The 25,917-nt window shown below is 51.4% G+C and carries 18 protein-coding genes and 1 riboswitch; of the genes, 5 read left to right on the plus strand and 13 right to left on the minus strand.

Annotation, left to right across the window (positions count from 1 at the left end):
- Positions 1–36: 36 nt before the first annotated feature.
- The 11 genes from M1D61_RS14875 to M1D61_RS14925 form a co-directional block, all read right to left on the minus strand.
- Positions 37–2,067, minus strand: a complete 2,031-nt coding sequence (locus M1D61_RS14875; protein ID WP_458119424.1) for a PTS fructose transporter subunit IIABC — start codon at positions 2,065–2,067, stop codon at positions 37–39.
- Between the two features lie 168 nt (positions 2,068–2,235).
- Entirely contained in the window at positions 2,236–3,147 is a 912-nt protein-coding gene (gene pfkB / locus M1D61_RS14880; protein WP_458119425.1) for a 1-phosphofructokinase, read from the minus strand.
- Between the two features lie 2 nt (positions 3,148–3,149).
- Positions 3,150–3,896: a DeoR/GlpR family DNA-binding transcription regulator gene (locus tag M1D61_RS14885; protein WP_458119426.1), complete on the minus strand. Its 747-nt coding sequence runs from the start codon at positions 3,894–3,896 to the stop codon at positions 3,150–3,152.
- A gap of 319 nt (positions 3,897–4,215) precedes the next feature.
- Complete coding sequence (locus M1D61_RS14890) at positions 4,216–4,902, minus strand: hypothetical protein (protein ID WP_458119428.1); 687 nt, start codon at positions 4,900–4,902, stop codon at positions 4,216–4,218.
- A gap of 342 nt (positions 4,903–5,244) precedes the next feature.
- Positions 5,245–6,954 (minus strand): glycoside hydrolase family 43 protein, encoded by a 1,710-nt coding sequence (locus M1D61_RS14895; RefSeq protein ID WP_458119430.1) that lies wholly within the window; start codon positions 6,952–6,954, stop codon positions 5,245–5,247.
- The gene (locus tag M1D61_RS14900) at positions 6,951–8,075 is read right to left on the minus strand and encodes a pectinesterase family protein (protein ID WP_458119432.1); all 1,125 of its coding nucleotides are present in this window, start codon (positions 8,073–8,075) and stop codon (positions 6,951–6,953) included. Before M1D61_RS14900 ends, M1D61_RS14895 begins: the two co-directional genes overlap by 4 nt.
- Before the next feature lie 95 nt (positions 8,076–8,170).
- Positions 8,171–9,064, minus strand: a complete 894-nt coding sequence (locus M1D61_RS14905) for a dienelactone hydrolase family protein (RefSeq protein ID WP_458119433.1) — start codon at positions 9,062–9,064, stop codon at positions 8,171–8,173.
- 1 nt (position 9,065) lies between these two features.
- On the minus strand, positions 9,066–10,421 hold the full coding sequence (locus tag M1D61_RS14910; RefSeq protein WP_458119434.1) for a glycoside hydrolase family 28 protein: 1,356 nt from the start codon (positions 10,419–10,421) through the stop codon (positions 9,066–9,068).
- The gene (locus M1D61_RS14915) at positions 10,408–11,577 is read right to left on the minus strand and encodes a glycoside hydrolase family 88/105 protein (protein ID WP_458119436.1); all 1,170 of its coding nucleotides are present in this window, start codon (positions 11,575–11,577) and stop codon (positions 10,408–10,410) included. The genes M1D61_RS14910 and M1D61_RS14915 overlap by 14 nt, the downstream gene beginning before the upstream one ends.
- Before the next feature lie 44 nt (positions 11,578–11,621).
- Positions 11,622–13,136: an extracellular solute-binding protein gene (locus M1D61_RS14920; protein ID WP_458119437.1), complete on the minus strand. Its 1,515-nt coding sequence runs from the start codon at positions 13,134–13,136 to the stop codon at positions 11,622–11,624.
- Positions 13,137–13,202: 66 nt separating this feature from the next.
- Complete coding sequence (locus tag M1D61_RS14925; protein WP_407668039.1) at positions 13,203–14,060, minus strand: ABC transporter permease; 858 nt, start codon at positions 14,058–14,060, stop codon at positions 13,203–13,205.
- A gap of 396 nt (positions 14,061–14,456) precedes the next feature.
- On the opposite strand from M1D61_RS14925, the gene M1D61_RS14930 reads away from it, so the two are divergent.
- Positions 14,457–15,341, plus strand: coding sequence for a carbohydrate ABC transporter permease (locus tag M1D61_RS14930; RefSeq protein WP_046215608.1), 885 nt, complete (start codon positions 14,457–14,459; stop codon positions 15,339–15,341).
- Positions 15,342–15,554: 213 nt separating this feature from the next.
- On the opposite strand, the gene M1D61_RS14935 is transcribed toward M1D61_RS14930, so the two are convergent.
- Positions 15,555–17,798 (minus strand): AraC family transcriptional regulator, encoded by a 2,244-nt coding sequence (locus tag M1D61_RS14935; protein ID WP_458122518.1) that lies wholly within the window; start codon positions 17,796–17,798, stop codon positions 15,555–15,557.
- 168 nt (positions 17,799–17,966) lie between these two features.
- Between M1D61_RS14935 and M1D61_RS14940 the strand changes: the two genes are divergently transcribed.
- A complete protein-coding gene (locus tag M1D61_RS14940) occupies positions 17,967–19,658 on the plus strand; it encodes a GDSL-type esterase/lipase family protein (protein ID WP_458119439.1) in 1,692 nt (563 codons plus the stop codon).
- 194 nt (positions 19,659–19,852) lie between these two features.
- On the opposite strand, the gene M1D61_RS14945 is transcribed toward M1D61_RS14940, so the two are convergent.
- Positions 19,853–21,280 carry an NAD(P)-binding domain-containing protein gene (locus M1D61_RS14945; protein ID WP_458119441.1) on the minus strand — a complete coding sequence of 476 codons (1,428 nt, stop codon included), beginning with the start codon at positions 21,278–21,280 and terminating at the stop codon, positions 19,853–19,855.
- A gap of 256 nt (positions 21,281–21,536) precedes the next feature.
- Positions 21,537–21,636: riboswitch (purine riboswitch) on the plus strand.
- Positions 21,637–21,699: 63 nt separating this feature from the next.
- Between M1D61_RS14945 and ade the strand changes: the two genes are divergently transcribed.
- From ade to M1D61_RS14960, 3 genes are all read left to right on the plus strand, one after another.
- Positions 21,700–23,484 (plus strand): adenine deaminase, encoded by a 1,785-nt coding sequence (gene ade, locus M1D61_RS14950; protein WP_458119442.1) that lies wholly within the window; start codon positions 21,700–21,702, stop codon positions 23,482–23,484.
- Between the two features lie 141 nt (positions 23,485–23,625).
- Positions 23,626–23,811 carry a hypothetical protein gene (locus tag M1D61_RS14955; protein WP_458119443.1) on the plus strand — a complete coding sequence of 62 codons (186 nt, stop codon included), beginning with the start codon at positions 23,626–23,628 and terminating at the stop codon, positions 23,809–23,811.
- A 353-nt stretch (positions 23,812–24,164) separates the two neighbouring features.
- Positions 24,165–25,880: an ABC transporter ATP-binding protein gene (locus M1D61_RS14960; RefSeq protein ID WP_458122519.1), complete on the plus strand. Its 1,716-nt coding sequence runs from the start codon at positions 24,165–24,167 to the stop codon at positions 25,878–25,880.
- Positions 25,881–25,917: the final 37 nt, after the last annotated feature.

Here is a 25,917-nt window from a genome sequence, read left to right on the forward strand (position 1 = left end):
ATTTACAGCGGTTACGCTGGTTTTTATTGGCAGCAGTTAAGCCGCTTTTTTCTGATTTTCAACGAGTTTTTGCTGAACTGGCTTTTTCCAGATACCGAGCACCAGTGCAGAGATGACCGCACCGATGATAACGGCCAGCAGGAACAGCATGGCCGCCATCAGTACACTGCCGCTGCCATTATTCGCCAGAGCCGCTACGAAGACACCACCGTGCGGTGCCGGCAGGTTGATGTGCCAGAACTGTGTCAGTCCACCTGCTACAGCAGAACCGAGAATACAGGAAGTCAGTACACGCAGCGGATCTGCTGCCGCGAATGGAATCGCACCTTCAGTAATGAAGGATAAACCGAGTACATAGTTGGTTACACCAGACTTGCGTTCCTGTTCGGTGAATTTGTTTTTGAAGAATGTGGTCGACAGGGCGATTGCCAGTGGAGGCACCATACCGCCTGCCATAACCGCTGCCATCATCAGACCATTCGTGTTGCCACTGGAAGTGAACACACCGATCGCAAACGCATAGGCTGCCTTGTTAAAAGGACCACCCATATCGATAGACATCATACCACCCAGGATCAGACCGAGAATGATCGCATTACCGGTACCCAGGTTGTTCAGTACATCGACGAGCCATGTGTTAATTCCACCGAAGATCGGGTCAAAGAAGTAGTACATGATTGTACCGGTAACGAGCAGACCCAGTACAGGATACAGCAGAATCGGTTTTAATCCGTCAATCGCCTTTGGCAGACCGGCCAACAGCTTACGCAGACCGATAACGACATAACCAGCCAGGAAACCGGCAGCCAGACCGCCAAGGAAACCGGCATTGGAGTTAACCGCCATCAGACCGCCGACCATACCAGGCATCAGTGCCGGACGATCACCGATACTCATCGCGATAAAACCGGCCAGGATCGGAATCAGGAAGAAGAATGCGCCCTGTCCGCCGCCGATCGTCTGCAGAAGCTGGAAGAGCGGGCTGCTCTCACCGGCTGTCTGTTCGATCAGGAAGGAGATCGCCAGCAGGATACCACCGCCGACAACGAACGGCAGCATGTGGGAGATACCATTCATCAGGTCTTTGTAAATTTTGCTGCCGACGCTTGTTTTCTCCTGGGATGCTCCAGCTTCACCGGAAGATTTGCCGCCAGCACTGTGATAGGTTGGTGCATCGCCTTTCATTGCTTTGGTGATCAGTTCTTCCGTTTTGCGGATACCGTCACTTACCGGTCTTTGCAGTACAGGCTTGCCGTCAAAGCGGTCCATTTCGACCTTTTTGTCAGCGGCTACGATAACACCGCTCGCACGGCGGATCTCATCTTCGGTCAGCACGTTTTGTGCGCCTTCGGAACCGTTGGTCTCTACGCGGATCTCTACGCCCATTTCCTGGGCTTTTTTGATCAGCGCATCTTCAGCCATAAAGGTATGCGCAATGCCGGTAGGACAAGCGGTTACCGCTACGACGAATGGCTGGCTGCCCGCACTGCCTGTCAGCATCTCGTTTGCCTGCTGCTCGCGTGCATTTTCCTTTTGCTGCTCACTTGCTTTGGCAGCTTCGGCTTCTTTTGCCGCTTTGGCTGCTTTTTTCGCTTCTTCTTTGGCATCGGCTTCCGCCTGCTTTTCGTCGAACAGGGCAGATACTTCATCCGGTGTCTGGGTTTTCATCAGCAGGGCGATGAAATCGCTATCAATGAGCAGCTTGGACAGTGCTGCCAGCGTACGCAGATGGGTATTGGCTGCACCTTCCGGAGCTGCGATCATGAAGAACAGATGAGCCGGTTCGCCATCCAGGGATTCATAATCAACGCCGCGTGAACTTTTGGCAAATACAACGGTAGGTTCGTTTACCGCTTTGGTCTTGGCGTGAGGCATGGCGATTCCGCCGCCGATACCGGTGCTGGACTCTCCCTCGCGCTTCAGGATCATTTCCTTGAACAGGATTGGATCGTTAATACGGCCGCTGGATGTCAGGCTGGCGATCAGCTCGTCAATGGCTGCTTCCTTGGTCACCGCCTGCAAATCCATGATCATGACCTCTTTGATCATCAGGTCTGTAATTCTCATTGTGTACACTCCCTTAATGTCAATCATCTCCTGCCGCTGTACAGGCGGCGGAAGATGTGAATTGGATACTTTTACTATTTAAATGTTAAATAAAAGCCAGATGATCCTGTATGGCCAGGACTTTTCTGCAGCAGACTAACTATGAAGCTTGTCTGCTGCAGCATTGCTTTAGACCCGGTTAATGCTTACCTGCGGCAGCAGCTCCTCGATCTTGGCACGATCTGCGAGATCATCGGAAAATGCGGTTGCGCTGCCGGAAGCTACACCCGTACGGAAAGCTTCCAGCGAATCCCCGTTCAGTACAAGCGTACCGACAAAGCCCCCGATCATGGAATCTCCTGCACCGACAGAGTTCTTCACCTGGCCTCTTGGGACATTGGCATGATAGATTTCATCTGTGGTAATGAACAATGCGCCTTCGCCTGCCATCGAGATCAGTACGTTTTTGGCTCCCATTTCCAGCAGCTTGCGTCCGTAGGTAACGATCTCTTCACGTGTGTTGATGGTCACGTTGAACAGTTCTGCCAGCTCGTGATGGTTTGGCTTCACCAGCAGCGGGCCGTGCGGCAGAGCTTCCAGCAGGGCTTTGCCGGTCGTATCGATAACGAATTCGGCACCTTTGCTGTGGCATACATCGATCAGGCGATCATAGAAATCACCGCCGAGTGAAGGAGGTACACTACCGGACAGTACGAGTACATCGCCTTTGCTTAGACCGGACAGTTTGCCGACCAGCCGATCGGCTTCGGCTGCCGTAATCGCCGGACCCAGGCCGTTGATCTCGGTCTCGTCACCATGCTTGAGCTTGACATTGATCCGTGTATCATCCGCAATGGCAACAAAGTCCGTCTTGATGGTGTGCTCTTGCAGCTTATCCTCAATATAACGGCCGGTGAATCCACCGAGGAATCCGATCGCTGTATTGTCCGCACCAAGCTGATTGAGGATACGGGATACGTTGATTCCTTTTCCGCCGGGAAGCTTCAGGTCACGTTTCATCCGGTTCAAATCGCCGAGCTTGAGTTCATCCACTTCCACGATGTAATCGATAGAAGGGTTGAGTGTCACTGTGTATATCATAGTTATCCCTCGATTATTTTAGTTTTGTTCGAAATAGACGGGCGTGAGTGTTCCGGCACCGATTCGGTAATCAGTACCGCATCATCCAGATCCAGCAGTTTGGCAAAGGTCACTTCCCCGATCTTGCTTGAATCGGCCAGTACATACGTATGAGCAGCCAGTTCGTGTGCGCGGCGCTTGATCATCGCTTCCTCCGGGTCAGGGGTGGTATAACCCATCTCCGCGTCTACTCCGTTTGCTCCCAGAAAGCATTTATCAAACCGGAAGTTATCTATATTTTGCAAAGCCATACTGCCGATGACGGCCTTGGTATGCATCTTCATCATACCGCCGAGCAGATAGCTGCGAATCCGCTTGCTGACAAGCGCCTCCACGTGAGACAAACCATTGGTCACAACGGTGACATCCTTGGCTTCAATATAAGGAATGATCGCCAGGGTCGTCGTACCTGCATCCAGATAGATGCATTCGCCATCTTCAATCTCACGAGCAGCCAACCGGGCAATTATACTCTTTTCATGAATGTTTGTGAGTGTTTTTTCTTCCATGCCGGGTTCCTGGCTTTTCTGGTTCAGCAGTGTGGCTCCCCCATGGATACGCTTAAGCAGCTGACGACCTTCCAGATCGATCAAATCGCGTCGTATCGTAGACTCCGAAGCGCCCAGTACATCGACAAGCTCCTGTAATTTTACAACACCACGTTCCTGTAAGCGCTCTATAATCAGGTTGTAGCGTTCCTCTGTAAGCATATTCATTCCTCCAACTGCTTTTAATACTACCACAAAGCTGACAAAAAACAATCATCCTCCTTCAAAAAGATTCAAAATGTTTCACGTTTCGACGTTTTTCGTTCACAATTTTGAACACAAGGAAATAACTTCTATCTGACGATTTCTTTATCGGCATTTATCTTTATAATGCATAGTTTTTTCTAAATACAAAAAAGCCAACGGCAAAGCCGTCGGCAGAATGGTATGACGTGGGCATAATTATGATTGCATACTACAATTTGCTGCTATCCGGGAATAATTACATGCACGAAAAATGATCAGCTGCAACCAGCCTTGATTATTTCGCCTTAATACTGGCGAGAGAATCATAGACGAGCGGGTTGAACAGTCCGCCCTCTTCCCCTCTTGGCTGATAAATATGGAAAATGTAGCCTTGCTCCCCTTCCGGTTCCCAGACAACATAGCTCTGCAGCAACTGTTCATTGCCGGATTGCAGGAACAACCGTGCACCAGTCAGCGGCTCACCTACTGTATCACCGCCGAATTCCTGCACTTCTCCGGTTGCAGCCAGTTCCTGCTTGCCCTGTTTGCGCAGTTGATCCACATTGAAGTCGGACGGGAGCGTTTCAATCTCTGCATAATATTTGGGATTGGATTTGAGAGACAGACGGTTATTCTGCAGCTGCATCTCCTTATACACATACAGCGAGTAACCGTCACCCTCGGTCAATACGGCGCTATGCTTGCTTGGCTCTCCTTTGATTAATATCTCAGTAGAGCGCTGCTGCGGACGGTCTGCCGAAGCCGTCTCACTATTCTCCTGCTGGACAGCGATACCGGCTTCCCCCGCTTGTTCGCCGCCGGTGTTGCCGGTTTCTTCAGTCGCTGCTGCAGGATCGGCCGTACCGGAATTTGCCGCAGGCGTCGGTGCAGGCGGGGCTGTCGCATTGCCGCTGCAGGCGCTAAGTGCTGCACTCAACAGCAAGGCGGGTAGACCTGTCGTATATAAGCGATTAATTCTCATTATGTTCCCTCCTCCGTGACTGTTCCTGACTGCATTTTGATGTACGCACAGACAGGTGAATTCCAAGTAAGACGATTCCAAACCAATAAAGGTTACACTTATGATCTTTATTTACCCTTTTGTACGGTGACAGCTGACAACAATACTATTTTATATCAAAAAGGCATACCTGTAGATAAGGTATGCCTGGAGAAGTTCCAGAGCCGAAGAAGCTCCATTGACAATTTAGCTGGATAGGGAATATCGTAGACCCATTAGAGCATTCATTCTGCTCAAGCGGCTTGCTCTCAGCCAGGGATAAATGCTTCTGATTCCTTTTGATTGTGTGACTGTTCAGCGCAGTTACTGGTCCTGTCCCTGATAGCGGAAATGGCTGAAGTCTGCATGACTGCCCTTGAACCGGTACATATCATGGGCGGCGATGCCTATGAAATTGCCGGTAAACCCTCCGGACAGGAAGCTGATATTCTCCGGTTCATGCAGCTGCTGCCAGTCAGGCGAAGAATCTGCTGTATCCACACTATAGTAAAACTGCGCCACCGTCTCATGGACTTCCACTGCCAGATGAATCATGCCCTGCTCCGGAATCTCAATATATTCGGGAATCAGACCGAATTGGTCGGCGGCGCATTTCATCAGTCGGATGACTCTGCGGTTATCTTCCCGGCTCACATAGGCATAGAGATAGTTATCTTCATTCAGATACAGCAGCAGCCCGGCCATCTGCAAATACAATTCCGGTTCATAATCCAGCGCAGTCTCTGCCCGGAAGTGCCGGTCCTGCTGGCGCAGGGCAAGCAGATGATGATGAAACAGCGTCTGCACCGACTCACCAGCAGTCAGCCGCAGATAGCCCGGCCTTGCAGTCAGGGAGCACCAGCTCTCATCGGCCAGAATGCGCAGTGTATTCCACTCCGGCCGCAATCGTTCCCCATGAAATGAATCCTGAAATGTCCATCCTGTATACGCTGAGGCAGCTCTGCCGGATGATATTTCTTCCGCTGCCAGCTGCTCATTGTGAAGGGTTGAACCGACTGCTAATTTTTCCAGTCCATCCTTTCCAGTTGGTGCGTCCCGGTTATAACCGACTGGCGCCGCTACCTGCAGCTGAGGCAGAGAACCGCCGCCGGTCAGCCGCAGCCACCCTTCCTCATCCCAGTATACCTGCTGCAGCGCAGTCTCCCTGCCGAGAATCGCATACTGTCCTTCCAGCGGACGGGTACACAGATGTGCCATATACCACTCTCCATCATGCGTCTCCACCAGACTGCCATGACCTGCACACTGGAGCGGCCATTCCGGATGTCCGCTGGAAGTCATCATGGGATTATGAGGGTCCACTTCATATGGACCGAGTAGTTCCCGTGAACGTGCTACTGTTACCGCATGTCCGGTGCCTGTCCCGCCCTCGGCTGTAATCAGATAGTAGTAACCGTTCCTTTTATAGATATGCGGAGCTTCCGTTTTCTTGAGCGGGGTGCAGTCGAACAGTTTGACCGGATCGCCGATCAGCGTACCCTTGGTAGAATCATATTCCTGAATGACGATGCCGCTGGACTTGTTGCCCTCGGTAATCCGGTAATCCCACAGCGCGTTAAGCAGCCATTTCCTTCCATCATCGTCATGAAATAACGATGGGTCAAATCCGCTGCTGTTCAGATAGATCGGCTCGGACCATGGTCCATGAATATCCGGGGCGGTGATCAGATAGTTATGATCATCCTTGAAAGGACGCTTGGTGCTTTTCACATCGGTATAAAGAAGATAGAACCGATCATCCCGGTAGCTCAGCTGGGGCGCCCAGATGCTGCAGTTTTTAGGATTGCCTCTCAGATCCACCTGATTGGTCAAAATATCCGTGCAGTACGTCCAGTTCACCAGATCAACGGACTCATACACCCTGACACCGGGCAGCCATTCAAATGACGAGACCACGATGTAATAGGTATCTTCCACCCGCAGAATGCAAGGGTCCGGGTTAAAGCCGCGCAGAATCGGATTGGTGATCATCTGCCGCGATGTTGGTGTGATGGTGGTATCTTCTGCTTTCATAAGGCACTTCCTTCCCGATTTCGGAATTTCCAGAATGAGCTTCCGGCAAATACATGCTCTCTGGTCCACTGATCGGCTCCGTCGGTCAGGCAGTCGGCCCAGCCTACCCGATCGGCACGAAGCTGCTCTGCATGGATAGGGTCATATTCCTGATACGTAACGGTATGTTCATTGGCAGGCTGGTCCCAGTTATGCCAGCCTGCCGGATGAATATGATCACCCAGTCTGCATTCCACCAGAACGGTGCGCGCATACTCCCGCCACGGCCGCCCCAGATAGACGGGAGCGATATCCTGCTCGCCGGTCAGATAACAATGGTACAGCACATAGCCGTAAAGCTGATCCTGCGGAGTCGAGGCTGCGGTGATATAGGTGGAACGGTTGCGATAGTGACGCAGACTGTGAATCTGGCAGTGTTCAAAATAGGCTGTCGCCCCGCCAAATATAAAATCAACAGTGCCTTCGATATAACAATGCTCATACAGCTGCCGATACCGGGCATGATGCTCGCGAATATCAATGCCTCCAAACGATGCACGCTCCCGGGGCCTTGGCGGCAGTGGGCCGGTGAATAATGTATCCTGATGACCGCGCAATATACAGCGCCGGAATACAGTACGGTCAGAATGGGCGTACACAGCTACCGCCTGACCAATCCCTTCTCCCTGCCCAGCCGTATTGCTGATCGTGAGATTCTCCAGCAGCAGATTGCTCCCGCCGACAAACAGGGTCGGCGTAGCAAAGGTACCGATTGGCATGCCCTGTTCATCCTTTTCCCGGGCATGCCGGCAAGCCGTAATCTCCACGCTGCCGATGCCGATGATGCGCAGATTGGAGCGATAGATGAGCACAGACTCCTCGTAGATGCCTTCCAGGATGCGGATAGTGTCCATCTCTGTCGTCGTCATCATGGATGGGTCTATTGATCTATCCGCTTCGTCAGCTGATAGATCGGCTGCGGCATCTGCCGGGAAATTCCTGTTCACCGCTGGAATGGATGTATGAGATTGCTCCTTATCGATATTGTTTTCCAGAGGAACCGTATGGATTTCCAGCGCATCGACGGCTGCCTGGATTGTCGCATAATCACAAAATGGCTGTTGACCCACGAGAATCTCCATCGTTTCTCCTTTCCATACCTGCACGGTTCTGATCTATTGATATTTTGCACATGCAGGCACCCTTTTACTTTGGTACATACAGATTATCCTCTACGCTATAAATGTTTTTGCAAAAACGTCATCCAGGCCGCCCTCATTTCCGCCGTCTCCATATGTCCGCCGCTGCCGACAAAAGGAACCCAGTGCTCCGGGTGTCCTGCCTGCTCATATACACTTCGCAGCCCGCTTGCCAGATGTTCTACCCCATCAATCGGACACAGTCGGTCATTGCGGCCAACGAGACTGATCCGTGGACGCGGGGCGATCCACTGCTGGATATCGAGTGTGGTGTAATATTTGAGCAGGCCCGGTACATACGAATAAAAGCCATGATGATCCAACCCGCGCCGCTGCACAAGTGTATGGGCATCCACCTGCCCGCAAATATCCACCGTAACGGTAATCCGCTCATCCAGCGCAGCCAGCCACCAGGCCATCAGTCCGCCCATCGACATGCCGATCGTACCGATCCGCGAAGCATCGATATCGTCCCGGCTGCACATATAATCGAGCAGCCGGCGGTTATCGTGTATCATCATGCCCCACAGCACACGCCCCTGCCAGAGCATCTCCTTGACCGTCTCGCTCTCGGTCCGGCCACCGCGCTCGTTGAAGCACCACATATCAATACAGCAGGCGGCATAGCCCATGCCGGTCAGTGTCTTCGCAAAGGAAGCCTCCTGCAAATACGGACTGCTGCGCAGAAATTCGCGCTTGCCGTTCGTGTAATCCCCGCCATGGGAATGATTGAAGATGACCAATGGAAAAGGTCCCTCCCCTGCGGAAGGAACCGCCACGTACGCTGGTACCTTTTCCATGCCATTGAGATCCAGCAGCAGTGTCTCCAGCCGGTAACCATCCCGTTCTTCCTGCCAGAGCAGCTCGCTGTCCAGCGTATACTGCTCCGGCAGATCCCCCAGCAGTGTCAGCAGCTGATCCTTGCCTTTCATCCTATAGTCCTCCTGCGGTTACTTCGGTAGTGACCTGATGCACCAGCTGCTCCGGCTTCGCCGTATTGCGGGAATGGCAGTCGCTGATCTCCACCGACTCCCCATTTTCGATATAAAAGGCCGGGCCTTCGTGATTCTCGATCGTCACCTGCTGGAAGCGAATATCCCGCACATTGCCGAGGTAAAAGCCGCGGTTATTCATTTCCTCAATGCCTGCCATCATCGCAGGACGGCCGGGCGTGGCATTCTCTGCCATGGAGATATCGATATTGGCAAATGTAATCTCCGATATGTACTGCTCAGCCAGACCATACAGAAAGCCTGCCGCTGCATGTACATGACGTGCCGTAATATTGGCAAAATGAATCCGGCGGAAGCGCGGCGTCTCCTCCGTGACCGGATAAGGATTCTTATCCCAGACGTACTTGTCCTTGCCCCGTGGACCGCAAAAATAATACAGATTCATAATAAACGGGCAGATCACATCTTCCATCACAATATTGCTGATACGGATATCCTCGACGATCCCGCCGCGACCGCGTCTGGACTTGAGACGAATCCCGCGGTCGGTCTGCTTAAAAACGCAGTTACTGATCACCACATTGCGGATATCGCCGCTCATTTCGCTGCCGATGACCACACCGCCATGACCGTGCAGCATCGTACAGTTGGTGACGGTAATATTCTCGCAGGGAATACGTTCTGCGGCATCCTCTGTCCCCGACTTGATCGTGATACAGTCATCACCCACATCGATATGGCAGTTGCTGATCCGTACATTGGAGCAGGATTCCGGATTGATACCGTCCGTATTGGGCGAATCGGCAGGATTGTGAATAGACAGATTATCAATGGTGACATTGGAGCAGCAGATCGGGTTGACCGTCCAGCTCGGCGAATTGTACAGCCGAACATCCCGGATCGTGAGCCGCTGACAGTGATGGAAGCTGATCAGCTTGGGACGCGGATAGGCCAGCTGCTCGGGAGACTGACGGAACAAATCCCACCAGGCCTGACCATTTCCTTCCAGCAATCCGCCGCCGGTAATGGATACATTATCCAGATGCTCCCCATAGATGCAGGAGCTGTACACTTCCCTGCTGGCGCCTTCCCATCTGGACTGGACGACCGGATAATCCTCCGGGTCGGTGCTGAAGGACAGCACCGCTCCCGGACTGAGATGCAGTTCGATATTGCTTTTCATCCGGATCGCTCCGGTCCGGTATGTTCCTGTAGGGACATGTATGGTCCCACCGCCGGCCCGACTGGCTGCTTCGATCGCTGCTGCGATAGCGCCGGTCGACATTTTGCCGGAATCCCGGGCAGCGCCGTAGTCCGCTATGTTATATACCGACATCGGCTGTCCCTCCGCTGACTGGACCGGCAGAATGACTTTTGCCTTTGCCGAGCAGTTCATACTCGGTACATGCCTGCAGAAACGCGCCCAGCCCTTTTTGATCATTGGTCACGATCGGTTCACTGATATAGTACGCAAAGCTGCCATCTCGCTGATCGGCGCCGCCGAGTCCGGCAACCTGACAGTTTTTGTTCAGATTGATCCAGCCCTCTTTGGTGGTGAGCACGAACTCGTCGATCATGCCATGGTAAGCAAGGTCCAGCATCGACTGCCAGTCGGCGGACAGTACACCGAGACGGATACCCTTGGCCATGGCATAGGCAATCATTGCAGTCGCGGAGGCTTCACGGTAATTGCCTTTGCGTTCTGGCTGGTCGACGACCTGATACCAGACGCCGGTCTCCGGTTCCTGATAGCTGCGCAGTGCAGTCAGCGTATCATTCAGAATACGGGTTAATTCTCCATAATCGTGATGGGATGGCGGCAAGATCTCCAGCACATCCACCAGTGCCATGCTGAACCAGCCGAGCGAGCGGCCCCAGAAATGCGGGGACAGTCCTGTCTGTGGATCGCACCATGGCTGTACCTTCTGCTCATCCCAGGCGTGATAGAGCAGCCCTGTCTTCGCATCACGGGTATGACGTTCACACAGGATAAACTGGCGGGTCACGTCATCAATGCCCTGACTGTCTTCAAAGGTCAGCAGATATTCCAGATAGAACGGTGAACCCATATACAGCCCGTCCAGCCAGATCTGATACGGATAGATCTGCTTGTGCCAGAAGGCTCCTTCGGACGTACGCGGATGGTTCTTCAGCTGCTCGCGCAGCAGCGCTGCCGCCCGGCGGTACTTCTCCTCCCCGGTTTCCCGGTAGAGGAGAAACAGAAGCTTGCCGTTGTTGATATGATCGATATTATATTCATCCTGACGGTAGCCGAGAATGCTGCCGTCCTCCTGAACAAAATAATCCATATTGTCGCGGATAAACTGCAGGTATACAGGATCGCCGGTCTGCTGCCAGAGCAGCTGGAATCCTTTGAGAATAACGCCGTAGTCATAAGACCATTTCCCCTGATGCACCCGCTCTTCATACAGCCGGGGAGTACGTTCCATAATTGAATTGGCGGTGAGTATCGCCCATTGGGTATTATTCATCCTGACCTCCTGAAGGTTGACTGTTTTTTGGGGTATCTGTTTTTTTAGGATTGGGTTGCCTTGTACGATGCTTCATATTCGGAAATAATGCTGCTGCCGCCGGCGCTTTTCCAGCTTTCGATCGCCTGGTTGAATCCGTTCTCATCGATTTCGCCGAGAATGTATTTGTAGGTGGCATCGACGATCATTTTTTGCAGCTCGGAGCCCTGGGTGTTGTAGGTCTCGGATTCCAGCGCATAGGCAGGATTCAGCACCGCATAGTTGGCGTTGTCTGCGATCATTTTATCAGCCATTTGCTTGAGTGGATCGGCATCATGAATCTTGTATCCGCTCTCTTTTGGACGGCTGGAAGCAAAAGGCTGTACTTCCTGCTGCCACAGATCGGTATTCGTAATGGTCGCTGCGTCTTTGTCATCCACTTTGTAGTGGGTCCCTTCGACCCCATAGGTCATCAGCGCATAGGAATCTTCGTCCAGCAGATCATTGACGAATTGGAGGATACGCTTCAGTTCGGCTTCATCTTTGACTTCGGAGCGCGGGAAGGAGAGCAGACCCCCAATTCCGTTATTTGCCGCCCAGATCGCCCGGTCGCTTTCATTGCCTGTGGATGTAATATCATTGGCCATCACCAGCTCCATATCATCTTGTACCCCTTTGGACATGTTCAGCAGGTTTTTGCTGTCAAACAGCGCGCCCACATAGATGCCTGCCTTGCCCTGGGCGAACTTCTGCTGCTGGTCGGTTTTGGCTGTTACAGCAAAGTCCTTGTTGATATAGCCTTTGTCATACAGATCCTTCATATAATTCATCGTCTTCATGTAGCCTTCGGTCATGAATTCCGGTGTCATCTTGCCGTCTTCGCTCACCTGCCAGTTATTCGGTGTGCCAAAGTAGGAGCTCAGCGTCTTGAATGCGCCGTATACCAGATCGTTCCGATCGACAAAGCCGGTCGTATCATTCACGCCATTGCCATCCGGATCCTGTTCGGTAAATGCCTTGGCGACAGCCATCAGCTCATCAGTCGTTTTGGGCACTTCCAGACCCAGCTTGTCCAGCCAGTCCTTGCGGATCGTCACGCCGTTGCGGGCCAGATCTTTTTGGAAAGGAACGCCGTACAGCTTGCCGCCAATCGAAGCGGATTTGATCGTTTCCGGCGAGATTTTGGCCAGATTCGGATAATCCTTGAGAAACGGTTCTACTTCCCAGAACATGCCGGATTTGAGCGCATTGCGCACAGAGGAGTTATCGAGCAGCGTCAAGGTTACGATATCGGACAGCGAGTCGGACGCCAGTGCCGTATTGATCCGCTCTTCCTTGGAAGCATCAGGAATCCAGGAGAAGGTAATATCACTGTTAGTCTTCTCCTCCAGCTTGTTCAGTACAGTATCCGTTGGCGGTGAAGCGGTATGCAGAATATTGAGCCAGCTGATTTCGGCTTTGGAATTGGCATCATAGACGCCGGATGAAGCATTTTCCCCACCGCAGGCAGTCAGTACAAGGGCACTGCTCACCACTACAGCAGCTACTTTTTTCATCGCGATCATTTGGCTTTTTCTCATTCCATTATTCCCCTCTCTTATCGTTCCAGGTTAATGTGATGCACAGATAACAGGATGCAGCAGGCATCAATAGACACCGTCTTCCCCGAATTTCTTGGCGAGCTTGTTGGCCATCATGATCAGGATCAGCCCGACGAGTCCCTTAAACAGACCGACCGCGGTACTGAAGCTGAGCTGTCCGTTTTTCAGACCTGCCGTATAAATGTAAGTATCAAAAATCTCGGCCACTTCACGGTTGAGTGAATTGAGCAGCAGGTACATATGTTCAAATCCAAGATCCAGTGTGGTACCGATCTTGAGAATCAGCAGGGTGATAATAACCGGACGGATCGCCGGCAGAGTGACATGCCAGGTTTTGCGCAGACGGCCTGCACCATCCATCTCGGCCGCTTCATACAGCTGGGTATCGACGACCGTGATCGCTGCCAGATAGATAATGGTCGACCAACCGAGCTCTTTCCAGATAATCTGTGCCATGTACATCGTGCGCAGCCATTCCGGAGAGGTCAGGAAGCTGATCTTCTGAAAGCCCATCGCCGCGAGCATTTCATTAATAACTCCGCCATCCACAGTCAGGAATACATAGGTAATGGATACGATAATAACCCAGGACATAAAGTGAGGAATGTAGATGATTGTCTGGATCGCATTTTTGAAATAACGATGCCGCACTTCATTCAGCATCAGTGCCAGAATAATCGGCAGCGGGAAAAAGATGACAATATTCAGCGCGAACAGAATCAATGTATTACTCAGCAGCATAAAAAAGGTCGGTTCCGTAAACAGACGAATAAAATGCTTCAGTCCTACCCATGGGCTGTCGGCAATTCCGAGATACGGCTGGTAGTCCTGAAAGGAAATAATCAGCCCGCCCATTGGCAAATACTTAAAAATAACAAAATAAATAAATCCCGGCAGAATCATTAAATAGAGAAATTTGTTACGAAGTATTCCGTACTGCCCTCTGCGCTTGGTTGCCTTTTTGGTGCCTTCAAGCTTCAGTGCGGCAGCATCGGATACTTTCATTGGATTCGACATCTTCACCGGATCACCAGCCTCCTTAATGGACATTCACGTTACGCCTTTCACACTAAAGCAGTGCGGGCATTCCGTATATAATCATAATTTGATAGCGTTTGCAAAGACTTGATAAATAAGGATTTGTCTGGTTCTCATCTCAGCTGATGATTATGTTATGAGCTAATGATCATCCCTCATTTCTCACAGATGCAGCGCATGATCTCGTCCCCGGATTATATACGGAACAGGCCGGGATTGTTACAGTTAGGGAGTACACGATTACTAAGGAGGTTATTACGTATGGAACAGTCTTTACGAAAAGACACCACGATAGGCAGCAAGATTTTTACGATTGTAAATAATACTTTATTGATTCTGATCGCGCTTGCCTGTCTGCTGCCGTTCGTTAACGTTATCGCCAGTTCATTCGCTTCCACCCAGGAAGTTGTCTCCAAGAAATTCATCCTGTTCCCGACTACATTTTCCCTGGATGCGTACCGTTATATCCTGTCGACGCCTACCATATTTAAAGGGCTGGGCGTGTCTGTCGGCACGACCCTGGTCGGTACGCTGGTGAGTATGGCACTGACCGCCTTTATGGCTTACGGGCTGTCTCGTACGTATCTATATGGAAGAAATGCGATTAACTTCATCATCGTCTTCTCCATGCTGTTCAGCGGCGGGATGATTCCTACCTTCCTGATCGTTAAGGGCGTTGGCCTGATCGATTCGTACTGGTCCCTGATTCTTCCGGTCGCGATCAACGCGTTCAACCTGATCATTATGCGCAACTTTTTCCAGGCGCTGCCGGACAGTCTGGAAGAATCCGCCAAGATTGATGGCTGCAATGACTTTGGTGTCTTTTTCAAAATCATGCTGCCGCTGGCGCTGCCTTCCATTGCGACAATCTCCCTGTTCTATGGCGTAACCTACTGGAATACGTACATGAATGCGATTCTGTATCTCAATGATTCCAACAAATGGCCGATTCAGGTACTCCTGCGCCAGATTGTTATCGTCTCCAGCGGCATGCAGGCCGAAGGAAGCTCGGTCGATGTTATTCCACCCGCCCAGACGATCAAAATGGCCGTTATCGTCGTGGCCACTGTGCCGATGCTGATCGCCTATCCTTTTGTGCAAAAGCACTTTACCAAGGGTGCACTGCTTGGCGCGGTCAAAGGATAACCTGTCGAAAAAGGTTCCAAAGAAAAAGTCTTATCTTCTGCAGAGCAGAGGCATAAGACTTTTGTTGGTCTGTGCTGTAGATTCATTGCTGATGTCTGGTGGATGCGGTGGATTTACCGTTCGTTTATTATTCCGGTGAGCTAATCTTTGTATGGAGTTCTGTCTCTTGAGCTATCTTATGTGTATGCTGTCTGCTCCGAGGCCTAAGCCTACTCAGATGCTCTGTCTCATTTTCCGGTACGTTCCTGGCGTTACCTGCTCCTTTTTACGGAACGAGCGGATAAAGTTCTGGGGATTGTGATACTGCAGGCGCTCAGCGATCTCCTTGATCGTCTGGTCGGTCTCGGTGAGCCAGCGCTTGGCCATCTCCAGCCGGTAGCTCATCAGATAATCGCTGAAGGTAATGCCATATTCCTTTTTGAAAATACTGCTCAGATAGTTCGGATTGTAATGCAGCCGGTCCCCGATAATTTCCAGCGACAACTCCCGGTCGTATTCGGAGCGGACAATCTCGGCGATCGTCTCGGACAAGCAGCGGAACTGCTCATTCGTCTTGTTCTTCATGCTGCGCACCATCGGGAAAATAACCTGTTCGATCAAAATGCGCTCGATCTCCTCCGGATTGCGGATGCTGAGCAGCCGATGGTACAGGACACGATTATCATGCGTTAACAGCACTTCCAGACCGAGCAGCTGCTCCAGCTGGATCAGATTGTTGACCAGGCGTACCAGCATAACTTCCAGATCCATCGAGTTGCGGCTTTTCTTCATAAATTCGGCCATCAACGGATATACGGTCCGGGATACCTGCTCCTCGTCTCCGAGCCGAATCGCATCGAACAGCCGGGATTCCAGCTCGGCCGGATAATGCAGCAGCACCGGACCGGAGACTACATTGGAGATATCTTCATAGAAAATGATCGATTCCTTGCCCAGATTCAGCCGCTGATGCAGTGCCTGCTTGCTCATCTCACACGCTTCCTTGCTGCGCAGCAGGGTCGGATAGGATTGACTGATCCCAATACTGATCGACAGCTTCAAATATTCGCGCACTGTGCGGATCATCGCTTTGGCATAAGCGAGCATCTGCTTGCGCATCTCCTGCTCGTTCACACCGGAGAAGATCAGGATCGTCGCCTGGGTATCATCATTGAGAATGATTGGCAGCAGCCGCTGCTGTGGCGGGATCAGCTCTTCAGCCATCTTGTTGATCGCCAGCAGCAGCACATCCTTGTCAGCCGCATCGCGCTTGCCTACATTATCCAGCTGGGCAAGCATTGTTACATACTGCTGATCCTCTAGGCTGGAGTGGCCAAGACGGTTCAGCTGATGTTCCAGCTCATCGGCAGACACACGATTGCGGAACAGATTCAGGACCAGCTGGGTCTCCAGCTGCGGCTGTTCGGCTTCGATCAGGCTCTCGAGACTCTGCTTCTCGGTCAGAATATGGTCGATCGACGACAGGATCCATTCGATCTCGTTCTTGGCAGTCAGCTGCGCATCCTTGGGCAGACTGCGTGTAATCTGCTGGATTGGCTTGGTAAAATAAACTGAGATGCCGTAAGCGACCACGATAATGAGCAGAATCAGCACCAGTTCCATCGCAATCAGTCCATATTTGGTGGTCTGCAGGGCACTGGCAATTTCCTTTTGATCCAGAGTCGTAAAATAAATCCAATTGTTGTACGGTGACTTGGCATAAATAAGCTGCAGCTTTGGAGCTTTATCACGTTCCAGGGTCAGTATGCCCGTATTCTGGTCCTGACCGATCAGCGATGGAATCTGGTTCAGCTGATTCGCACTTAGCAGGTCGGACGCTTTGCCGGTATCATACATGAGACTGCCTTGCTTGTTCAGGATAAAAACAGGCGCATGATCTTCCGTACTCAGACTGCGGTTCAGCGTATCCAGAGAAATATCGGAGAGCGCGATCGCCTGCTTTTGTTTGGAAAATACCGGCAATGTATTAACAAAGCGCAGCCCGGAGTCCGTCTTCACCCAGAACAATCCCTGGTCCTGATCCGCAATATATTCGTCGTACAGCTGCTGCCGTTCTTCGGCAGTGAGATGTGACAGGGTACCATTGGAGATCTGCCAGCTCTGGTTGATACTGATCAGCGAATACTGGGCGCCCTCCATGCCCATCGTAGCAATATAGTTCAGCTGGGTATTCACATCACGGTAGGCAATAAAGTCCTTTTCCGTGATCGGATGGTTAACGACCTCGCTAAACGAGCTTGTCGTACTATATGTATTGAAAGCGTATTCAATAGTACGTATTTTTTGTTCGAGATTATTTTTCATCTGTGTAATGTAACTCTGCTTGCCGTTGGCCACACTATCAATAACCGATTGCACCGTATTGAAATAGATATATATGCCAAAGCTAATGGACAGACCGATCCCCAGTACCAGAATAGGAATAAAAATTTTGTAAAACATAGTTCCCTTTTTCATCATGCCCCTCCATCGGTTCAGTCATCAGTATCCATTATAACGCTATCATAATCTGGATGTTAAGGATTTCTTTAGCAAATTAGTTCAACTATCTGTTATTTATTCATTTCATACCATTTTGCATCCGGCCAATCGTTCACCGCGATGCATGGAAAGGACAATTCCAGTATGCTACACATTATAAATCATTACAGCGACCAACCTGTAAATAAAATCACCGATTCCTTTTTTTCTCCTGTTCTGCATCTATATCTGACCGAATCGGCGGCGCCCTGTCCGTGCATGCTGATCCTGCCGGGCGGGGGCTATCACCATCTCGCCGAGCATGAAGGAGAACCTGTCGCCCGCTGGCTGAATACACTCGGGATTCATGCCGCCGTGCTGGAGTACAGCACATTCGACTCTCTGTCTGCTTCCGGCAGTGTCAGCGAACATCATCATATTTCCCAAGCCGAAGCGGAAAGTGCTTCCTTGCAGACAGATGAAATCAAAACACCGGTAGAGACCGAGGATCTAAAAGAGGATTCCCGGCGAATCAGCTCCTTTGCCAAACATACAGATCCGGCAGTTGGCGCTTCTCACCCGCTAATCGACCCTGGTGAGCGATTGCAGGAGACCGAAGCAGCCCTGCGGTTGCTCCGGCAGCATGCCGGAGAATGGCATATTCTGACGGAGCAGATTGGATTGATCGGATTCTCTGCTGGCGGTCATCTGGCTGCACTTACTGCCGTCATGGGCCGCATTCGTCCTCACCTGCTGATGCTGTCCTATCCGGTCATTACATTTCGCGAACCGCATGCACATCAGGGCAGCCGGCTTCAATTTCTCGGTGAACAGCCTCACCCGGCAATGATCAACCGATTCTCTGCCGAACAGCAGGTGGATAAATCGGTGCCGCCTGCCTTTATCTGGGCAACGGCCGATGATGCCAGCGTGCCTGTAGAGAACAGCCTCCTGTTCAGCCAGGCGCTCTCTGCCCATCGTATTCCGCATGAACTGCATATTATGGAGAGCGGACGGCATGGACTCGGTCTGGCTCAGGAGCATCCATACTGTCATCAGTGGACAGAGCTGGCAGCGAACTGGCTGCAGCGGCATCTCTCTGCTCCATTGACTCAGACACTGCCCGGTATGGATGCTGCTCAGAGACGGCCCACATTATTCATCGCCGGAGATTCCACTGCCGCGATCAAAGGCGCTTCCGAGAAGCCGATGAGCGGCTGGGGTGAATATATGGCCGAGCATTTTGGTGGAGCAGTAATTGTGGACAACCGGGCGATCAACGGACGCAGCACACGTTCCTTTCTGGCGGAAGGTCGGCTGGATCATATCGCCGCAGACCTGCAGGCTGGTGATTATCTGCTGATCCAATTCGGACATAATGACGAAAAGTCTGCCGATCCCGCCCGCTATACAGACCCGGACACGGATTACCGCAGCAATCTGCGCCAATTTATCGATACTGCAAGACAGCATGGCGCGATTCCGGTACTGCTGACGTCGGTCAGCCGCAGGCGCTTCCTGCCGGATGGAACTCCTGATCCGTTATCGGTCGGCCTGTACCCGGAAGCGATGAAGCAGACCGCTGCAGCGGCAGATGTACCACTGCTCGATCTGTTTACCGCTTCCCAGCAGCTGTATGCTGCACTTGGGGAGAGTGGTTCGAGGAAGCTGTTCATGCATTTACCGCCGGGACAGCATCCCAACTATATGGACGGCATCGCCGATGACACCCATTTCTCGGTCCATGGAGCACAGGCGATCGCAGAGCTTGCCGTCTCTGCTATCCTGCAGCATCCCGCGCTTACTGCACTGCATAAGATTGTACAGCAGCACAACCGTGAATTATTGGCCCGTTAAACATTGGCCCGTCAAAACACTTTTCGGATATCCCCTTTTGCTGTGGTATGCTGCATAGATTGGAAAAACAGCCGCAGCCAAATAAGCATTTCACTTTCAGAATATTATCCATAATATAGAAACAAGCAGATCCGCATCCCGCAGATCTGCTTGTTTCTATTATTATAAACGTCATCCGTTTACCTGCTTGTCAGTTAAGATCCGTTAACCACTTTGGACCAGCGACCGACAAACTCTTCCTGATCATAGGCGAAGAACTGGCTCAGAATATGCTCCTTGTCATCAAGAAACAGCTGATCGGCTACCGCTGTCACCAGCCGGGGAACAGCATTCTTGGTCCCGGAAATGGCAGAGGCGGACAGGCCGCAGCTGGCCAGTGCGGAATAGTTGAACATGAACAATCCATGCAGCATTCCTGCTCCCGTCTCGTCCTTGCTCTGCAGGGCAAATCCCGTACTGAGATACGGATGGGCGTCAAGCAGCACATTTCTCATCTCTGGCGCAGCCGCATAGCGGTCCTGCCAGCGGGCGATATATTCCGCTACCATTCCCAGCTCCGGACGCAGCGCCGGATCACTGAGCAGTCCCGTGCTGATAATCAGAAAGTCAAAATCATACTGCCCATGCGGCGTTGTAACTCTGGCTCCCTCTCCCCAAGGCTCTACACCAAGCCATGGCGATCCCAGATGCAGCTCAAAACCCGGCCAGGACGCCGCACGTTCGAATGTATCATTGGTCGGCGGCTGATTGAATTTGAAAAAGTGGGCGATCACCGCATATTTCTCGGCATCGCTCAGTGTATGGAAACGCTCGATCATCCCTGACACTTCCATCTGGCGAATCGGATTCACACTCGGCAGCACTTCACGACGGACAAATACATGAGCTTCAGCCACTCCTTCGCACAGCGCATGGTTGGCATTGTCAAAAGCTGAAGCTCCACCGCCCAGCACTGCTACCCTTTTGCCCCGAAGATGATGAAAATCGATCGGTTCCGAAGTATGGGCATACAGATGACCGGGCAGACGCTCGGTTATCATCGGTGGTATATGCCATTCGCCGCCGCCCTGAATGCCTGTCGCCAGAATTACTTTGCGAGCCAATACCGTATCCCTCGGTGCTCCCGGTCCGCTAATATGCAGTTGGTGCAGCCCTAGAGTTAGCGGTTCGATCAGATCCAGCTGAACTTCATTGGCTACCGGCAGGCGAAGCAGCTGCCGATACCAGCGCAGATAGTTCATCCACTCTCCGCGCGGAATCTTGTCCACCTGCTCCCAGCCTTGCGGTCCATGCTGCGCTTCCCACCAAGAACGGAACGTCAGCGACGGAATCCCCAGATCGATCGATGTCAGATGCTTGGGTGTACGCAGCGTAACCATTCGCGCATATGTCTGCCACGGCCCCTCGAATCCGGCAGGGTTCTCGTCAATAACCAGAATATTCGATATCCGCTCACGCAGCAGGCCAAAAGCCGCTCCCAGCCCACTCTGTCCGCCCCCGATAATGACAGCATCATACACATGTCCTTCCGGATGATATACCGGACGTACCCAATCTGCTCCGCCATATGCCAGATAAGCCAGATCCTGCTGCACACGCTCATTTAATGCTTCCAGACTCATAAGACCCCCGCCTTTCATCCTGTCTATTTGGCTCATTATAACGGTCAATTATGAACCTCCGGTATATCATGTTAATTAATTTGTCATTAAATATAATATATCAATGCCTATTTGTATAATTAAACTAACATAATTAACAATATAGATGAAATTAATCTTTATAATCTGCTTTTAAAATTAATTTATGTAATAAAATATGACTCATACTTGCTATCTGCCTGTTCTTCCTCTAAACTAAATTTTAATTTCATATACGTTAATTTTGTATCCATTTTTTCGTATAACCTCGGTAATACGGTCCGGGGGTCTCTACCAGAAACCGTAAAATCCTGATTACGAAAAATGCTGCCATCTCTTTGTCATGCATTTTTCGTAATTGGGATTTTTGTATTCATTTTAGACAAGGAGTGAACAAGACTATGGAATGGACAGCAGAAGCGCTACAAAAGAGAATTGATGTCGCCAGTCACCGGGTCCCTGCCGATCTGGTAATCCGGGGCGGACAGATTGTCAATGTATTCACCGGTGAGCTGATGCAGCAGGACATCGCAATCGTGAATGGGGTTATCGCAGGGATCGGTACCTATGAAGGCAGGGAGATCGTGGATGCTGCCGGTAAATGGATTATTCCTGGTCTGATGGACGGGCATGTGCATATTGAGAGCTCCATGCTGTCTCCGCAGGAATTTGCCAAAGTCGTTATTCAGCACGGGGTTACCAGTGTGATCACCGATCCGCATGAGATCGGTAGCGTGGCGGGTATCGATGGCATTCGTTATATGTTGGAGCAATCCGAGGGACTGCCGATTGACCAGTATGTCATGCTGCCTTCCTGCGTGCCGGCGACGTCTTTTGAGAGCAGTGCTGTGTGTCTGGAAGCGGAGGATTTGGAGCCCCTTTATGAACATCCGCGAGTGCTCGGGCTGGCGGAAGTGATGGATTTTGGTGCGCTATCCAGTGCAAGTGCCGGTATGCTTGGTAAAATTGCTTCCGCTCATGCCCGGGGCAAATATGTGGATGGTCACGCTGCAGGCATTGCTCCTGAGCAGCTGGGCATCTATGCTGCCGCAGGCATTCGTACCGATCATGAATGCATTCATGCAGAGGAAGCCCGGCTGCGTCTGGAGCTGGGGATGTATGTAATGATCCGCGAAGGCACGGCGGCCAAGGATCTCGAAGCCATTTTGCCGGTGATTACGCCCTACAATTCACGCCGCTGCCTGTTTGTTACGGATGACAAGCTAATCGATGATCTGCTGGATGAAGGCAGTGTCGATCACAATATCCGGCTGGCGATCCGTCACGGTCTGCCGGCGGTGACGGCGATCCAGATGGCGACGCTCAATACAGCCGAATGCTTTGGACTGCGGGACCGGGGTGCTGTTGCGCCAGGCTACACGGCCGATCTGGTCGTACTGAACGATCTGGAGCAGATCTCTATTCATGAAGTATACAAAAATGGCAAATGCGTTGTCCGCGGCGGCAGGCTGCTGGAACAGGATCTTGGCAGTAAAGCAGCAGTATCTGTACCCGCAGGCAGCAGTACTGCTGCGCTGTCACGCTGCCGGACGGCTCCGGTCACACTGGATCATCTGGCGCTGCCGCTGAACAGTAACCAGTGCAATGTGATTGAGATTATCCCCAATTCGCTCGTTACGAACCATGCGCAATACAGGGTCGACCGGAAAGGCGGCTATTTCGCTCCTTCCATAACCGATGATCTGCTCAAATTGGCTGTCGTGGAGCGCCACCAGGCAACCGGCAATATCGGACTGGGCATTGTCAAAGGATTCCGGCTGCAGCGGGGAGCCATCGTCTCCACCGTCGCCCATGATTCCCATAACCTGATTGTGGCCGGTACTTCGGATGAAGAGATGCTGCTGGCGATTGAACATATAACCAGCGTAAATGGCGGGCTGGCCGTTGTCGCTGGCAATGAAGTACTCGCTTCCCTGCCGCTGTCGATTGCCGGACTGTTATCCGATCTTCCTTATGAAGAAGTATATCGTCAGATGAAAAAGCTCAACCAGGCACTTTTGCAGATCGGCGCCGCCCGGCATTTCAATCCGTTCCTGACGCTGTCATTCCTCGCCCTGCCTGTGATTCCGACGCTCAAGCTAACGGATCTGGGGCTGTTTGATTTTGTGTCCAATCGCCATATTGAAGTAGCGGTACAGCCGAATATGAATCCTGCTTCCCTGTAAAATGAACACAACTTCCCTTGCCAAACGATAATTTATGTATTTCCAATTCTATTTCCTTTTTAGTGTATAAAATGGAATGTCTTTGCCGATATATACATTAACAGCATTCTATTTTACACACGCAAAGGGGAATAATTATATATGATGTGGCTCAAAGGATTATTTTTGATTGTTTATGCACTGATGGTCGGAATGGCGGCTGTGCTGCTGGCTGTATTTATCCACACAGGCCCAATGCAATACTTTCTGCATCCGAGCAAACTTGAGCAAATTTATACCTATTCTTCACATGAGGTTATCAACAAGCAGCACGAACAACGCCTGTAACTGCCCGGCTGATGCAGCATAACCTTGCTCTGGCAGCAATACATCTGCGATAAGATGGAATGCAATGGTTCGGATCGATAGTACATGACTTTGTCGACAGATTCAGATATTTATTCAAAACATCCCTGATATGCTCATCTCCGGCATATCAGGGATGTTTTGCTTTCCCGTCGGCAGGTATGATAAAACAATGGACTTGTCCGACTGTAAACGATTACTATATTTATATGCGCTGTGATACAATCGCGTGAATGAGCGGCTTCGAACCGGTCGACGGAGCCGTAAAACAGTATGGGGACGTGATCTGCCGCAGCCTGTGGCACAAGAAAATTACATAGAAAAGAGTGGTTATTATTCTGAAGCGTTTCTTCGCCTACTACCGTCCCTACAAAGGACTTTTCTTTCTCGACTTTACCTGTGCGGTGCTGGCGGGACTGCTTGAGCTGTCATTCCCGCTGGCGGTCAATACGTTTATCGACAAGCTGCTGCCCGGACAGAACTGGAATCTGATTCTGCTCGCCAGTCTGGCACTGCTCGGTATTTATGTACTGAATACGTTTATGCAGTATATCGTGACCTATTGGGGGCATATGCTTGGAGTTAATATCGAGACCGATATGCGGCGTAAGTTGTTTGGACAATTACAAAAGCTGTCGTTCCGCTTTTTTGACAATCACAAGACCGGTCATCTGATCGGCCGGATTACGAATGATCTCAACAATATTGGCGAAGTTGCCCACCATGGTCCGGAGGATGTATTCATCGCCATTATGACGCTGATCGGTTCATTTATCCTGATGTATAATATCAATCCCCAGCTGGCAATCATTACCTTTGTCATCATTCCGATTATGGCCTGGGTGATTATTTACTTCGGCGGCCGGATGACGACGGCCTACCGCAGACTGTTCGGGGATGTCGGTAATTTCAATTCCCGGATCGAGGACAATGTAGGCGGGATCCGGGTCGTGCAGTCTTTTGCCAATGAAGAACATGAGAAAAAGCTGTTCGAAGTCGACAATCAGAGCTACCGCAGCACCATGCTGCTCGCCTACAAGACGATGGCCCGCAGTCTGGCCGTCAACTATATGATGATGCGCATGATTACGATTCTCGTACTGATCTTTGGGGCGTGGTTCTTTATCAGCGGGCAGATCAAGATCGGTGAGTTTGTCGCTTTCCAGCTGCTTGCCAATATTTTCTTCCGCCCGATCGAGAAAATCAATGCCGTGATCGAAAGCTATCCCAAAGGAATCGCCGGCTTCAAACGTTATCTGGAAATTATGGACACCGAACCGGATATCGCGGATCGTCCCAATGCGGTTGAAGTGACCCATCTGGAAGGCAATATCCAGTTTAACCATGTCAGTTTCGGCTATGAGCCGCACCGCTCCATTCTCAACGATATCAGTCTGTCGATCCACCCGGGCGAGACGGTTGCTTTTGTCGGGCCGTCCGGTGCGGGGAAGACGACGATCTGCAGTCTGCTGCCACGCTTTTACGAAGTGGATGAGGGCAGCATTACGATCGACGGCATCGATATACGGGATATGAAGCTGGAGTCGCTGCGCCGCCAGATCGGTATTGTGCAGCAGGATGTATTCCTCTTCTCCGGTACAATCCGTGAAAATATTGCCTACGGCAAACTGGATGCCAGTCTGGATGAAATCTGGCTTGCCGCCGAACGTGCCCATCTGTCCGAAGTGATCCGCAATATGCCGGACGGTATCGAGACCGTGATCGGCGAGCGCGGCGTCAAGCTGTCTGGTGGACAGAAGCAGCGGCTCTCCATCGCTCGCATGTTCCTCAAAAATCCGCCGATCCTGATTCTGGATGAAGCCACATCGGCACTCGATACCGAGACCGAAGCCGCGATCCAGCAGTCTCTCTCCGAGCTGGCAGTCGGACGCACCACCCTCGTTATTGCCCACCGGCTGGCAACGATCAAAAATGCAGACCGGATCATCGTCGTCAACCAGGACGGTATCGCCGAACAAGGACATCATCAGGAACTGATCGCAGCCGGCGGAATCTACAGCCGCCTGCATCAGGCACAGTTCGGCAGCTAATCGATACACCTGGCAATATGCAAATGAATGCCCGGCA

The organism is Paenibacillus sp. Z6-24 (assembly GCF_054161335.1).

Bases quoted from the DNA above. Each gene is read 5' to 3' on its own strand.
- M1D61_RS14925 (WP_407668039.1), bottom strand. From the start codon at position 14,060: ATGATTCTGCCGGGATTTATTTATTTTGTTATTTTTAAGTATTTGCCA.
- M1D61_RS14890 (WP_458119428.1), bottom strand. From the start codon at position 4,902: ATGAGAATTAATCGCTTATATACGACAGGTCTACCCGCCTTGCTGTTG.
- M1D61_RS14935 (WP_458122518.1), bottom strand. From the start codon at position 17,798: ATGAAAAAGGGAACTATGTTTTACAAAATTTTTATTCCTATTCTGGTA.
- M1D61_RS14900 (WP_458119432.1), bottom strand. From the start codon at position 8,075: ATGGAGATTCTCGTGGGTCAACAGCCATTTTGTGATTATGCGACAATC.
- M1D61_RS14885 (WP_458119426.1), bottom strand. From the start codon at position 3,896: ATGCTTACAGAGGAACGCTACAACCTGATTATAGAGCGCTTACAGGAA.
- M1D61_RS14915 (WP_458119436.1), bottom strand. From the start codon at position 11,577: ATGAATAATACCCAATGGGCGATACTCACCGCCAATTCAATTATGGAA.
- M1D61_RS14895 (WP_458119430.1), bottom strand. From the start codon at position 6,954: ATGAAAGCAGAAGATACCACCATCACACCAACATCGCGGCAGATGATC.
- M1D61_RS14930 (WP_046215608.1), top strand. From the start codon at position 14,457: ATGGAACAGTCTTTACGAAAAGACACCACGATAGGCAGCAAGATTTTT.
- M1D61_RS14940 (WP_458119439.1), top strand. From the start codon at position 17,967: ATGCTACACATTATAAATCATTACAGCGACCAACCTGTAAATAAAATC.
- M1D61_RS14945 (WP_458119441.1), bottom strand. From the start codon at position 21,280: ATGAGTCTGGAAGCATTAAATGAGCGTGTGCAGCAGGATCTGGCTTAT.
- M1D61_RS14905 (WP_458119433.1), bottom strand. From the start codon at position 9,064: ATGAAAGGCAAGGATCAGCTGCTGACACTGCTGGGGGATCTGCCGGAG.
- M1D61_RS14910 (WP_458119434.1), bottom strand. From the start codon at position 10,421: ATGTCGGTATATAACATAGCGGACTACGGCGCTGCCCGGGATTCCGGC.
- pfkB (WP_458119425.1), bottom strand. From the start codon at position 3,147: ATGATATACACAGTGACACTCAACCCTTCTATCGATTACATCGTGGAA.
- M1D61_RS14955 (WP_458119443.1), top strand. From the start codon at position 23,626: ATGATGTGGCTCAAAGGATTATTTTTGATTGTTTATGCACTGATGGTC.
- M1D61_RS14875 (WP_458119424.1), bottom strand. From the start codon at position 2,067: ATGAGAATTACAGACCTGATGATCAAAGAGGTCATGATCATGGATTTG.
- ade (WP_458119442.1), top strand. From the start codon at position 21,700: ATGGAATGGACAGCAGAAGCGCTACAAAAGAGAATTGATGTCGCCAGT.
- M1D61_RS14920 (WP_458119437.1), bottom strand. From the start codon at position 13,136: ATGAGAAAAAGCCAAATGATCGCGATGAAAAAAGTAGCTGCTGTAGTG.